The following is a 12,734-nucleotide window of genomic DNA, read 5'->3' as shown; positions in this document are numbered from 1 at the left end:
CTTTCGCAACCGAGCCACACACAACACACACATGGCCATTCAACACATCATCAGCCCCGAGGTCACGGAGCCCGCACCGGGCACCTGGTCGAACTGCCTGCGCGTGGGCGACACGGTCTACATCGCGGGCCTCACCGCGCGCGACAAGCAGCTCGCGCCCGCGGGCGGCGGCGAGTACGCGCAGGCCAGGCTGATCTTCGAACGCATCCAGCACCTGGTCACCGCCGCCGGCGGGTCCATGCAGGACGTGGTCAAGATCAACATGTACCTGACCCGCATCGAACACCGCGAAGAGGTCTGGCGCGCGCGCCGCGAGTTCTTCCAGGGCGCGTTCCCGGTCGCCACGCTGGTCGAGGTGAGTTCGCTGGCACAGCCCGAGATCCTGGTCGAGATCGAGGCGGTCGCGGTGCTCAATCAAGGCGGCCGCCCGGCCCAGCAGGTGGGAGGTGGCGCATGACCGGCTTCGTCCTGCCCGCACCCGCGGTCACCTCGGTGCCGGTGGCCGGCGGCCGCGGCGCCTTCCCGGTGCGGCGCGTCTACTGCGTCGGGCGCAACTACGCGGACCACGCGCTCGAGATGGGCGTGGACCCGCGCGCCGAGCCGCCCTTCTTCTTCTGCAAGCCGACCGACACGGTGGTGTCGAACCCCACGGGCGCGGTGCCCGTGCCGTACCCGCCCCAGACGCAGAACCTGCACCACGAGGTCGAGCTGGTGGTGGCCATCGGCAAGGGCGGCGCGAACATCGCCGTCGAGGATGCGGCCTCGCACATCTGCGGCCATGCGATCGGCATCGACATGACCCGGCGCGACCTGCAGCTGGCCATGCGCAAGAGCGGCAAGTCCTGGGAGATCGGCAAGACTTTCGAGCGCTGCGCGCCGGTCGGCCCGATCGTGCCGCTGGACCAGACCGGCGAGCTCACGCAGGGTGCGATCGCGCTCACCGTGAACGGCGCGCCGCGCCAGGCCAGCGACCTGTCGAAGCTGATCTGGTCGACGCGCGAGATCATCGCCGCGCTGTCGCGCTATTTCACGCTCGCGCCCGGCGACCTGATCTTCACCGGCACGCCCGAAGGCGTGGGTGCGGTGGTCGAGGGCGACCTGCTGGAAGCCAGCGTCGCGGGCCTGGGCACGCTGCAGGTGCGCATCACGCCGCCGTCCGAAGGGACGCAGCCATGAGCACGTCCGAGTACACCCTGAGCGCCGACACCCGGGCCAAGCTGGTGCAGGTCGGCAGCGCCAACGTGGCGAACGCTCTGCTCAAGCGGGGCTTTCGCAACGTCTACCTGCTGGGCCTGCAGCCGCTCTCGCCCGAGCAGCCGCAGCTGGTGGGCCCGGCCTACACGCTGCGCTTCATGCCGGCGCGCGAGGACATCGACACCATGGCCAACTACGGCCGCAACGACAACCTGCACCGGCGCGCGGTGGAGGAGTGCCCGGTCGACCATGTGCTGGTGATCGACACCGGCGGCTGCGTGCGCTCGGCCGCGGCCGGCGACCTGATGGCCGCGCGCATGCGCCAGCGCGGTGTGGCCGGCGTGGTCACCGACGGCGGCTACCGCGACACGCCCGCGATCCGCAAGACCGGCCTGCCGGCCTACCAACGCCAGTCGGCGCCGCCGGCCACGCCCATCGCGATGCACCCGGTCGAGCTCAACGGCCCGGTGGGCTGCGCGGGCGTGGCCATCTACCCCGGCGACGTGCTGGTGGGCGACGGCGAAGGCGTGGTGGTGATCCCGCAGCACCTGGTCGAGGAAGTCGCGGCCGAGGCGCTGGACGCGGTCGAGTACGAGGCCTTCGCCGAGCAGCAGATCGCCGGCGGCCGCTCGATCTTCGGACTGTTTCCGGCGACCCCGGAAAGCCGCAAGGAATACGACGGCTGGGTCGCGGCCGGCCGTCCCCCCCTGGAGCACACACCATGAACCCGGTCCCGAACGAAGCCCTGATGAAGACGCTGGAGGTGCTGATCCGCACGCAGGATCTGGACGCCGCGCAATGGATCGACTTCCCCGAGTACGGCTTTCGCCAGTACTTCCTGTGGAAGAACGCCGAGACCGGCGCCAGCATCGCGCTGCTCGAATACGAGAAGGGCGGGCGCATCCCGGTCAAGCACTCGCATGCTTCCAACCAGTTCATGTACTGCCTCGAAGGCCGCTACGAGTACACCGACAGCCAGCTCACGCTGACCGCGGGCTCCTTCTACATGAACCCCAAGGACCATCCCCATGGCCCGACGCTGGCGCACGAGCGCAGCGTGCTGATCGAGATCTACGACGGGCCGCACTACCACGAGAAGCCCGTGTTCCACACCGATGAAAGCATCGGCGGTTTCCTGTCCAAGTCCTGAGTCTTCGCATCCAGAGTCCTCCCATGTTCGACACCCAAGAAGTCCTTTCCGAATTTCACATCCAGCCGGTCCACGGCGGCGCCTGCACCGGCACCGGCGGCTGGAGCGCTACCGAGGGCCGCGCGGCCTTCGAGGCGGTCAACCCCGCCGACGGCACCGTCACGGCCCGCGTGGCCGGCGCCACCGCGCAGGACTACGAGGCCGTGATGGCCGCGGCCGTGGCCACGCACCAGCGCTGGCGCATGGTGCCGGCACCGCGGCGCGGCGAATTGGTCGCGCGCATCGGCGAACTCGCGGCCCAGCACCACGAGGGCCTGGCGGCGGTGGTGGCGCTCGACACCGGCAAGTCGCTGATGGAAGCCCGCAGCGAAGTGCGCGAACTGATCGACATGGCGGCGCTTGCGGCCGGCCAGTCGCGCATGCTCTACGGCTTCACGCAGCAGTCGCAGCGCGCCAAGCACCGCATGTACGACCAGTGGCTGCCGCTGGGCGTGGTGGGCGTGATCTCGGCCTACAACTTCCCGGCCGCGGTCTGGGCGCAGAACGGTTTCCTCGCGGCCATCGGCGGCAACACCGTGGTCTGGAAGCCCAGCCCCAAGGTGCCGCTGACCGCGCTGGCGCTGCAGCACCTCTCGAACCAGGCGATGCAGGAGCTGGGCTTCGAGGGCGTGTTCACGCTCTTCATCCCCGACGACAACGCCGTGGCCGAGCGCCTGGTGGCCGACCCGCGCGTGGCGCTGGTCTCCTTCACCGGCTCGAGCGGCGTGGGCCGCAAGGTGGCGAACATCGTGGGCGCGGCGCTGGGCCGGCGCTACATGCTCGAGTGCTCGGGCAACAACGGCTGCATCGTCGACGAGACAGCCGACCTCAAGCTGGCCGCGCGCAGCATCACCTTCGGCGCGGTCGGCACCACCGGCCAGCGCTGCACCAGCACGCGCCGCGTGATCGTGCAGCGCACGGTGGCCGACGCGCTGGTGCAGCTGCTCAAGCAGTCCTTCGCGCAGATCAAGGTCGGCGACCCGCGCGAGCCCGGCACCGTGATCGGCCCGCTGGTCGACGCACCGGCCATCGGCCACTACGAGGACGCCATCGCGCAGGCGGTGGCCCTGGGCGGCAAGGTGGTCTACGGCGGCAGGCGCATCGACCGGCCGGGCCACTACGTCGAGCCCACGCTGATCACGCAGACGCAGCCCGAGTGGCCCTGCGTGCAGCACGAGACCTTCGCGCCCATCGTCTACGTGATGACCTACGACACGCTCGAGGAAGCCATCGCGATCCACAACGGCGTGCCGCAGGGCCTGGCCTCGGGCATCCACAGCTCGAACCTGGGCAACATCGAGCTGTTCCTCTCCGCGCAGGGCAGCGACTGCGGCATCGCCAAGGTCAACATGGGCACCACCGGCGCCGACATCGGCGCGGCCTTCGGCGGCGAGAAGGAAACCGGCGGCGGCCGCACCGCGGGCTCCGACGCCTGGAAGGGCTACATGCGGCGCCAGAGCGTGTGCATCAACTGGGGCGGCGAATCGCCCTGGGACCAGCGCATCGCGCTGTAGCGGAAACCCACCCGGCGCGCGTCCATGCGCCGGGTGCGTCTCGCGGCATCCAAGGGTTTTCACTGAGTCTTGCCGTGTTGGACGATTGTTGACAATCGGGAATCGCCAATTGAATAATGGCGCATGGCCACACCGATTCCTCTTCGATCCCTCAACCGCCGCAGCCTGGAAGACCGCGCCGCGGACGAACTGCGGCAGGCGCTCGTCTCGCGCCAGTACCCGCCCGGCGCGCGGCTGACCGAGATGCGTCTTTCGGCCGAGATGGCGGTGTCGCGCGGCACGGTCCGCTCCGCGCTGCAGAAGCTGCTGACCGAGGGCCTGGTGGCCCAGCGCCCCTATGCCTCGTGGGAGGTGGTGGGCCTGACCGAGGAAGACGCCTGGGAGCTGTTCACGCTGCGCGCGGCGCTCGAGGGCCTGGGCGCCGAAGTCGTGACCACCGGCGTGATGGAGGGCCGCATCGACCCCGCGCCGATCCGGCAGGCCTTCTCCCTGCTCGACCAGGCCTGCGCGTCCGGCGCCGCGGACGAACAGGTCGACGCGGCCGACTTCCACTTCCACAAGGCCGTGATCGCCGCGGCCGGCCACCGTCGCCTGCTCACGCAGTACGAGCGCGTCGCTGCGCAGCTGCAGATGCTGATCGTGGCGGCCAACAACGAGCCGCGGGCCTCGACGCGCCTGGTCGAGGCGCACCGTCCCATGCTCGACGTGCTGCTCGCGGGTGAGCCCGAGCGCGCCGGCGCGCTGTTCCGCCGGCACGCGTGGGATGCCTACCTCGACGTCAAGGCGCAGGGCATCGACGGCGCCGGCGCCGCCGCCTCTCGCTGAGCGGGACCGCAGCCGGCAGAAGCACCCCTTCCACCCCCTTCATCGACATCCTTCGGGCGCGAAAGACCGCCCGCTGAAATCATGCACCCTGCGTTTTCCTCCTCTCCCCCGAAAGTCATCAGCTTCGACTGCTACGGCACCCTCGTGCAGTGGTATGAAGTGCTGAGCGCGCAGGTCGCCGACGTGCTGGCCCGCCGCGATGCGGCGCACCTCGAGCCGATGGAATTGCTGACGACCTTCTCGCGCCACTCGCGTCGGCTCGAGACGCAGAAGGACCACCTGCTCTACAAGTCGATCCTGCGCCAGGGCTTCGCCGCGGCCTTCCAGGAACATGGCGTGGCGGCCAGCGCCGACGACGTCGAGCAGGTGGCCGAGTCGATCAAGACCATGGGCCCCCATCCGGACACGGTGGCGGCGCTCACGCGGCTGAAGGCGCGCTATCGGCTCGCGATCTTCACCAACTCCGACAACGACCTGATCGCCCACAACCTGCGCCTGCTGGGCGTGCCCTTCGACCATGTGATCACGGCCGAACAGGCGCGCGCCTACAAGCCCAGCCATCGCCTGTTCGAGCACGCGTACCACGCGATGGGCGTGGACAGGAGCGAGACCGTGCACGTCGCGATGGGCATGGACCTGGACATGCAGGCCTGCCACGGCCTCGGCGTGCGCGCGGTGTGGATCAACCGGCGCGGCATGCAGGCCGTGGCCGCGTGGAAGCCCTACGAAGAGCTGCCCGACCTGCGTGCGCTGCCGGAGTTGCTGGGCGCATGAACCCGACGACGCTGCACATGCCGCCGTCGGCCTGGGCTGCCTCGGCGCCGCCTGCGCCCGTCGGCACGCCGCTGGACACGCAGGCGCAGGCCGACGTGGTGGTCGTCGGCGGCGGCTTCACCGGGCTGTCGACCGCGCTGCACGCGGCCGAGGCCGGCGCCCGCGTGGTGCTGCTGGAGGCGGCCGAGGTCGGCTGGGGCGCCTCGGGCCGCAACGGCGGCCAGGTCAACCCGGGCTTCGCCTTCGACCCGCCGCGCACGCGGCAGAAGTACCCGGCCGAGGTGGCCGATCGCATGATCCGCTTCGTCGGCAGCGCGCCCGACCTGGTGTTCGATCTGGTGCGCAAGCATGCGCTCGACTGCGAGGCCCTGCGGCCCGGCTGGCTGCAGCCCGCGCACCGCGACACCGCGCTGCCCGATCTGGAAGCCCGCTGCGACGCATGGCGCGCGCTGGGCGTGGACATGCGCATGCTCGACGGCGCGCAGACCCGCGCGCTGATCGGCTCGGCGCGCTACACCGGCGCGCTGCTCGATCCGCGCGGCGGCTCGGTGCATCCGCTGGCCTATGCGCGTGAACTGGCGCGCGTGGCCACGGCGCTGGGCGTGCGCATCCATGCGCGATCGCCCGCCACGGCGCTCGAGCGCGAAGGCGGCGGGTGGACCGTCCGCACGCCGGCGGGTGCCGTGCGTGCGCCGCGCGTCGTGATCGCCACCAACGGCTACACCGACGGGCTCATTCCGGACCTGAAGCAATCGGTGGTCGCGGCCAACAGCTTCCAGGTCGCGACCGCGCCGCTGTCGCCCGCGCTGTCGCAGCAGATCCTGCCGGGCCGGCATGCGGTGTCCGACACGCGCCGGCTGGTGCTGTATTACCGCAAGGATGCGCAGGACCGGCTGATCCTCGGCGGCCGCGGCCAGTTCGGTGAGCCCACGGCGGCGGCGGACTATGCGCACCTGCACAAGGCCGTGGCGGCGCTGTTCCCCGCGCTGGCGGCGCAGCCCATCGACTACCGCTGGAGCGGTCGCGTGGCGATGACGGTCGACCGCACGCCGCACCTGCACGAGCCCGCGTCCGGCCTGCTGGTCGCGCTGGGCTACAACGGCCGCGGCATCGCCATGGCCACCGCGATGGGGCGCGCGATCGCGGCCCACCTCGGCGGCGCGGCCGATGCCCTGCCGTTCCCCGTCACGTCCGTGAGGACGATTCCCTTTCATGGGCTGCGGCGCGCGTACGTCGGCGCAGCCACGGCCTGGTACATGCTCCGCGATGAACTCTGAAGCCCATTTCCTGCAGGTGCGGGACCCCGAAGACCGCAGCCTCATCGCCGAGCTGCCGGTGGCCGATGCCGACGCCGTCGAGCGCGCGCTGGCCGATGCGCACCGGGCCCGCGGCGATGCGCGCTCGATGACGCCGCACGCCCGGGCCGCGATCCTGCGCCGCGCGGCGCAGCTGGTGGCCGAGCGTACCGAGGCCTTCGCCCTGCGCATCGCGCGGGAAGGCATCAAGACCCTGCGCGAGGCGCGGCTGGAAGTCGCGCGCTGCGGCGCCACGCTGCTGCTGGCCGCCGAGGAGGCGCGGCGCCTGGGCATCGAGACCGTGCCGCTGGACGGCGAGGCCGGCGGTGCCGGCCGCATGGGCTGGTCGCGCCGCGTGCCGCTGGGCATCGTGGTCGCGATCACGCCCTACAACGATCCGCTGAACCTGGTGGCCCACAAGATCGCGCCCGCCATCGCGGCCGGCAACACCGTGCTGCTCAAGCCGCATCCGGCCACGCCGCTGTCGGCGCTGGCGCTGGCCGCCGTGCTCGAGGAGGCCGGCCTGCCGCCGCGGATCCTGCAGGTGCTGGTGGGCGGCACCGAGGTCGGCCGCGCGCTGGTGGCCGATGCGCGGGTGCAGATGGTGTCGCTGACCGGCGGGCGTGCCGCGGGCCAGGCGGTGGCGGCCGCGGCCGGCGTCAAGCGCCTGGCCATGGAGCTGGGCGGCAACTGCCCGACCATCGTGATGCCCGATGCCCACTTCGACGACGCCGTGCAGCGCTGCGCCTCCGGCGCGCTGTGGGCCGCGGGGCAGAACTGCCTGCACGTGCAGCGCGTGCTGGTGCACCGGGACATCTACCCGCGCTTTCGCGATGCCTTCGTGGCCGCGACCGAGTCGCTTCGACCCGGGCCGAAGCAGGACGAGGCCTCCGACTACGGCTGCATGATCCACGACGCGCATGCCGATGCGGTGATGGCGACCATCGCGCATGCCACGCGCGACGGCCGCCTGCTCGCGGGCGGGCAGCGCGACGGCCGGCAGATCCGCTCGGCCGTGTTCGAGGGCCTGGCGCCCGAGCACCCCGCGGTGGCCGAAGAGGTGTTCGGCCCCGTCAGCTTCCTGCTGCCCTTCGCCGACCTCGGCGAAGCGGTGGCCATCGCCAACGCGCAGCCCTACGGCCTGCAGGCCGCCATCTTCACGCAGGACATCGACGTCGCGCTGGACGCGGCCGATGCGCTCGAGGTGGGTGCGGTGCTGCTCAACGACGCCACCGACTGGCGCGTCGACAGCATGCCCTTCGGTGGCATCAAGGGCACCGGGATCGGCCGCGAAGGCGTGGGCGAATCCGTGCTGGCAATGACCGACATCAAGTTCACCGCCATCCGCCGCCGGGCCGTGCTGCCGGCGAGCGCCTGACCCGCATCGTTCCCACCCCGTTCCAACCTTCTTCCACAGGAGACAACCATGTTCCACGAATCGCTCAGAAAAAATGCGGCCGCGCTGGCCCTGCTCGGCCTGGCCACGCTCGCGTCGGTTCCGGCGCACGCGGGCAAGACCATCGACGCCATCAAGGCGCGCGGCCACCTCAACTGCGGCGTCGCGCCCAACGTGCCGGGCTTCGCCGCCGCCGACAGCCAGGGCGTCTGGGCCGGGATGGACGTCGACGTGTGCCGCTCGGTGGCCGCCGCGCTGCTGGGCGACGCCACCAAGGTCAAGTGGGTGCCGCTCAACGCCTCGCAGCGCTTCGCGGTGCTGCAGTCGGGCGAGATCGACGTGCTGTCGCGCAACACCACCTGGACGCTGGCGCGCGATGCCTCGCTGGGCATCACCTTCACCGGCATCACCTACTTCGACGGCCAGGGCTTCATGGTGCCGAAGAAGAGCAAGATCACCAGCGCCAAGCAGCTGAAGGGCGCCACCGTGTGCGTGCAGGGCGGCACCACCACCGAGAAGAACCTCAGCGACTACTCCAAGGCATCGGGCAGCGCGCTGAAGTCGGTGGTCTTCGACACGCGCGAGGCGGCGAACAAGGCCTATTTCTCCGGCCGATGCCAGGCCTACACGCACGAGATCTCCGGCCTGGCCGGCGTGCGCAACGGCGAGGCCAGCAACCCCGACGACCATGTGATCCTGCCGGAGCTGATCAGCAAGGAGCCGCTGGGCCCGGCCGTGCGGCGCGGCGACGAGGAGTTCGCGGCCATCGTCAAGTGGGTCGGCTTCGCGCTGATCGAAGCGGAAGAGGCGGGCATCACGCGCGCCAACGCGGCGCAGCTCAAGACCACCAGCGCCGAACCGGTGGTGCAGCGCATCCTCGGCACCTCCGAAGACACGGGCAAGCTGCTGGGCCTCGACAAGGAGTGGGCTCTTCGTGCGATCGAGGCCGTGGGCAACTACGGCGAGATGTACGAGCGCAACATGGGGCCGAACAGCGTGCTGAAGCTGCCGCGCGGCGCCAACAACCTGTGGAGCAAGGGCGGCCTGGTCTATGCGCCGCCGGTGCGCTGACTGACAGCCGATCGGGAATCGCTCCATGCGTCCACCTTCTCCTCCCTTCCGCTGGCGCTGGCGCAACCCGTCGTTCCGCGCGCTGGCCTACCAGCTGCTGACCCTGCTGGTGCTGCTCGCCGCCGGCGCCTACCTGCTGCACAACACGCTGGAGAACCTGCGCGCGCGCGGCGTGCAGAGTGGCTTCGACTTCATCCTGCAGCCGGCGGGCTTCGCGATCGGCGAAAGCATCCTGCCCTTCGACGCCGCCGACAGCTACGGCAGGGCCTACCTCGTGGGCCTGACCAATACGCTGCGCGTGGCCCTGGTCGGGATCGCCCTGGCGACCGTGATCGGCACGCTGGTCGGCATCGGGCGCCTGTCGCACAACCTGCTGGTGCGCGGCGCCTGCGCCAGCTACGTCGAGGTGATGCGCAGCGTGCCGGTGCTGCTGCAATTGTTGATGTGGTACTTCGCGCTGACCGAGTTCCTGCCCAGCATCGAGGGCGCGGTGAACCCGGTGGCCGGTTTCTTCCTGAGCAAGAACGGCCTGCAGTTCCCGCTGCCGGTGTGGCACGCCGGGCACCTGGGCACGCTGGCCGGCCTGGCGCTGGGCGCGCTCGCGGCACGGGCCTGGGCGCGCCGGGCGCGGCAACACCGCGAGGCGACCGGGCGCGCCTGGCCCGTGGCCTTGCCCTCGCTGCTGCTGATGGCCGGCCTGGCCGCGGCGGGCTGGCTGGCCGGTGGGTCGCCCGCGGGGCTCGATGTGCCCACGCGCACCGAGGTCAGCGTGATCGGCGGCGGCGCGGTGACGCCCGAGTACCTCACGATCCTGCTGGGCCTGAGCTTCTACACGGCGAGCTACATCGCGGAGATCGTGCGCGCCGGCATCCAGTCGGTGCCGCGCGGCCAGAGCGAGGCCAGCGCGGCCATCGGCCTGTCGCGCGGCAAGGCGCTGCGGCTGGTGCTGCTGCCGCAGGCCCTGCGCGTGGTCATCCCGCCGCTCACGAGCCAGTACCTGAACCTCACCAAGGCCTCCTCGCTGGGCGTCGCCGTGGGCTACCCGGACCTGGTGTCGATCAGCGCCACCTCGCTGAACCAGACCGGCCGCGCGATCGAATGCATCGCCTTGATGATGGCCTGCTTCCTCGCGATGTCGCTGCTGACCTCGGCCTTCATGAGCACCTACAACCGGCGTGCGAAGTTCAGGGGCGGCCATGACTGAGCGCGGCGTCTTCATCGCGGCGCGGCCCGCGCCGCGCTCGCAATCGGGTGCCGTGCACTGGCTGCGGCGCCACCTGTTCCGCAGCTGGCTCGGCGGCCTGATGACCCTGGCCCTGCTCGCGCTGCTGGTGCGGATCGTGCCGCCGCTCTTCGACTGGGCCGTGCTGCATGCGGTGTTCAAGGCCGACCTCGCGGCCTGCCGCGCCGCCGAGGGCGTGGGCGCGTGCTGGGGCGTGGTGGCGGAGAAGGGGCGGCTGATCCTCTTCGGCCGCTATCCCTTCGACGAGCAGTGGCGGCCGCTGGTGGCCTGCGCGCTGCTGGTGTCGCTGCTGGTGGCGAGCTGCCTGCGCGCCTGCTGGCGCCCGGCGCTGGTCGTGGTCTGGGTGCTGAGCCTGGCGGTGCTCTACGTGCTGATGCGCGGCGGCGTGCTGGGCCTGACATCGGTGGAGACCGCGCTGTGGGGCGGCCTGCCGCTCACGCTGCTGCTGTCCACCGTGAGCCTGGTGGTGGCCTTCCCGCTCGCCATCCTGCTGGCGCTGGGCCGGCAGTCGAAGCTGTCGGCCATCCGCACGCTGTGCGTGCTGTTCATCGAGATCGTGCGCGGCGTGCCGTTGATCAGCGTGCTCTTCATGGCCTCCTTCGTGCTGCCGCTGTTCATGCCGGGCGGCGGCACCATCGACGTGCTGCTGCGGGTGCTGGTGGGCATGACGCTGTTCACTGCGGCCTACCTGGCCGAAGTGATCCGCGGCGGCCTGCAGGCGCTGCCTGCCGGGCAGGTGGAGGCCGCGCATTCGCTGGGGCTGTCGTACTGGAAGACGCAACGCAAGATCGTCATGCCCCAGGCGTTGCGGCTGGTGGTGCCGGCCATCGTCAACACCTTCATCGGCGCCTTCAAGGACACCTCGCTGGTCACCATCGTGAGCCTCTACGACCTCACGGGCGCGGTGCAGCTGGCGCTGGGCGACCCGCAATGGCGCCGCTTCTTCCTCGAGGGTGAACTGTTCGTCGCGGCGATCTACCTGGTGGCCTGCCTGGCGATGTCCCACTACAGCCGTTGGATCGAACGGCACCTCAACGCCGGAGTGCAGAGAACATGAGCGAAACGAAACCCCTGATCGAGTTTGTGGCCGTCAACAAGTGGTACGGCGAATTCCATGTGCTGCGCGACATCGACCTGGCCGTGGCCAAGGGCGAGCGCATCGTGATCTGCGGGCCCTCGGGTTCCGGCAAGAGCACGCTGGTGCGCTGCATCAACAGCCTGGAGAAGCACCACCAGGGCCGGCTGGTGGTCGACGGCATCGAGCTCAGCGAGGACCTGAAGTCCATCGAGGCGGTGCGCCGCAACGTGGGCATGGTGTTCCAGCAGTTCAACCTGTTCCCGCACCTGAGCGTGCTGGAGAACCTCACGCTCGCGCCGATGTGGGTGGGCAAGGTGCCGAAGAAGGAGGCCGAGGAGCGCGCGATGCAGCAGCTGCAGCGCGTGCGCATCGCCGAGCAGGCGCACAAGTACCCGCTGCAGCTCTCGGGCGGCCAGCAGCAGCGCGTGGCCATCGCGCGCGCGCTGTGCCTGCGGCCCAAGATCATGCTGTTCGACGAGCCCACCTCGGCGCTCGACCCCGAGATGATCAACGAGGTGCTCGAGGTCATGACCGAACTCGCGGGCCAGGGCATCACCATGCTCTGCGTGACGCACGAGATGAGCTTCGCCAAGGCGGTGGCCGACCGCGTGATCTTCATGGACCAGGGGCAGATCGTCGAGATGAACACGCCGCAGGAGTTCTTCTGCCGCCCGAAGACCGACCGCGCCAAGGACTTCCTGTCGAAGATCCTGGTGCACTGACCCCTTTCATCCACTCCAGAGACGCTTCTTCATGCTTCAACGAATCAATCTCTCCGACCGCCCCGCGCCCGCCCAGTTCGCGGAGGCCACGCTCGTGCCTGCCGGTGCGGCGCTGCTCGTCACCGGCGGGCAGGTCGGCGTCGACCGCCACGGCGTGCTCGCGACGGACATCGAGACCCAGACCGCCGTCGTCTGGCAGAACATCCTGCTGCTGCTGGAGGCCGCCGGCACCACGGTCGAGCAGGTCGTGCAGGCCACGGCCTACCTGACCGACGCGGCCCACATCGCGGCCTACCGCAAGGTGCGGGCGCAACTGGTGCCGGGGCTGAGCGCGCCCTCGACGCTGCTCGTCGTGTCGGGCCTGGCCAACCCGGGCTACCTGGTCGAGGTCGAGGTCAGCGCGACGGTGCCGGCAGGCGCCTGATCCCGCCGG

The 12,734-nt window shown here is 70.6% G+C and carries 14 protein-coding genes; all 14 read left to right on the top strand.

What is annotated here, in order from left to right; all coding sequences use genetic code 11:
* The first annotated feature begins 31 nt into the window (after positions 1-31).
* On the top strand, positions 32-457 hold the full coding sequence (locus A9977_RS13695; protein ID WP_183025396.1) for a RidA family protein: 426 nt from the start codon (positions 32-34) through the stop codon (positions 455-457).
* Positions 454-1,176 carry a fumarylacetoacetate hydrolase family protein gene (locus tag A9977_RS13690; RefSeq protein WP_183025395.1) on the top strand — a complete coding sequence of 241 codons (723 nt, stop codon included), beginning with the start codon at positions 454-456 and terminating at the stop codon, positions 1,174-1,176. Before A9977_RS13695 ends, A9977_RS13690 begins: the two co-directional genes overlap by 4 nt.
* Positions 1,173-1,919 (top strand): ribonuclease activity regulator RraA, encoded by a 747-nt coding sequence (locus tag A9977_RS13685; protein WP_183025394.1) that lies wholly within the window; start codon positions 1,173-1,175, stop codon positions 1,917-1,919. The genes A9977_RS13690 and A9977_RS13685 overlap by 4 nt, the downstream gene beginning before the upstream one ends.
* On the top strand, positions 1,916-2,344 hold the full coding sequence (locus A9977_RS13680) for a cupin domain-containing protein (RefSeq protein WP_220811763.1): 429 nt from the start codon (positions 1,916-1,918) through the stop codon (positions 2,342-2,344). Before A9977_RS13685 ends, A9977_RS13680 begins: the two co-directional genes overlap by 4 nt.
* Before the next feature lie 23 nt (positions 2,345-2,367).
* On the top strand, positions 2,368-3,897 hold the full coding sequence (locus tag A9977_RS13675; RefSeq protein WP_183025393.1) for an aldehyde dehydrogenase family protein: 1,530 nt from the start codon (positions 2,368-2,370) through the stop codon (positions 3,895-3,897).
* A gap of 123 nt (positions 3,898-4,020) precedes the next feature.
* Complete coding sequence (locus A9977_RS13670) at positions 4,021-4,722, top strand: GntR family transcriptional regulator (protein ID WP_183025392.1); 702 nt, start codon at positions 4,021-4,023, stop codon at positions 4,720-4,722.
* A gap of 81 nt (positions 4,723-4,803) precedes the next feature.
* Positions 4,804-5,496, top strand: coding sequence for a haloacid dehalogenase type II (locus A9977_RS13665; RefSeq protein WP_183025391.1), 693 nt, complete (start codon positions 4,804-4,806; stop codon positions 5,494-5,496).
* Positions 5,493-6,773 (top strand): FAD-binding oxidoreductase, encoded by a 1,281-nt coding sequence (locus tag A9977_RS13660; RefSeq protein WP_183025390.1) that lies wholly within the window; start codon positions 5,493-5,495, stop codon positions 6,771-6,773. Before A9977_RS13665 ends, A9977_RS13660 begins: the two co-directional genes overlap by 4 nt.
* Positions 6,763-8,169, top strand: coding sequence for an aldehyde dehydrogenase family protein (locus tag A9977_RS13655; protein ID WP_183025389.1), 1,407 nt, complete (start codon positions 6,763-6,765; stop codon positions 8,167-8,169). Before A9977_RS13660 ends, A9977_RS13655 begins: the two co-directional genes overlap by 11 nt.
* 48 nt (positions 8,170-8,217) lie before the next feature.
* On the top strand, positions 8,218-9,258 hold the full coding sequence (locus A9977_RS13650; RefSeq protein WP_183025388.1) for an amino acid ABC transporter substrate-binding protein: 1,041 nt from the start codon (positions 8,218-8,220) through the stop codon (positions 9,256-9,258).
* A gap of 25 nt (positions 9,259-9,283) precedes the next feature.
* The gene (locus A9977_RS13645) at positions 9,284-10,462 is read left to right on the top strand and encodes an amino acid ABC transporter permease (RefSeq protein ID WP_183025387.1); all 1,179 of its coding nucleotides are present in this window, start codon (positions 9,284-9,286) and stop codon (positions 10,460-10,462) included.
* Positions 10,455-11,558: an amino acid ABC transporter permease gene (locus tag A9977_RS13640; RefSeq protein ID WP_183025386.1), complete on the top strand. Its 1,104-nt coding sequence runs from the start codon at positions 10,455-10,457 to the stop codon at positions 11,556-11,558. Before A9977_RS13645 ends, A9977_RS13640 begins: the two co-directional genes overlap by 8 nt.
* Complete coding sequence (locus A9977_RS13635; protein WP_183025385.1) at positions 11,555-12,301, top strand: amino acid ABC transporter ATP-binding protein; 747 nt, start codon at positions 11,555-11,557, stop codon at positions 12,299-12,301. Before A9977_RS13640 ends, A9977_RS13635 begins: the two co-directional genes overlap by 4 nt.
* Positions 12,302-12,332: 31 nt before the next feature.
* Positions 12,333-12,725 (top strand): RidA family protein, encoded by a 393-nt coding sequence (locus A9977_RS13630; protein ID WP_183025384.1) that lies wholly within the window; start codon positions 12,333-12,335, stop codon positions 12,723-12,725.
* Positions 12,726-12,734 lie beyond the last annotated feature (9 nt).

Origin of the sequence: Variovorax sp. UMC13, from assembly GCF_014170375.1 — a bacterium.
GTDB lineage: Bacteria > Pseudomonadota > Gammaproteobacteria > Burkholderiales > Burkholderiaceae_C > Variovorax.
The sequence above is the reverse complement of the archived record's forward strand: the minus strand, read 5'-3'. Positions and strand labels throughout refer to the sequence as shown.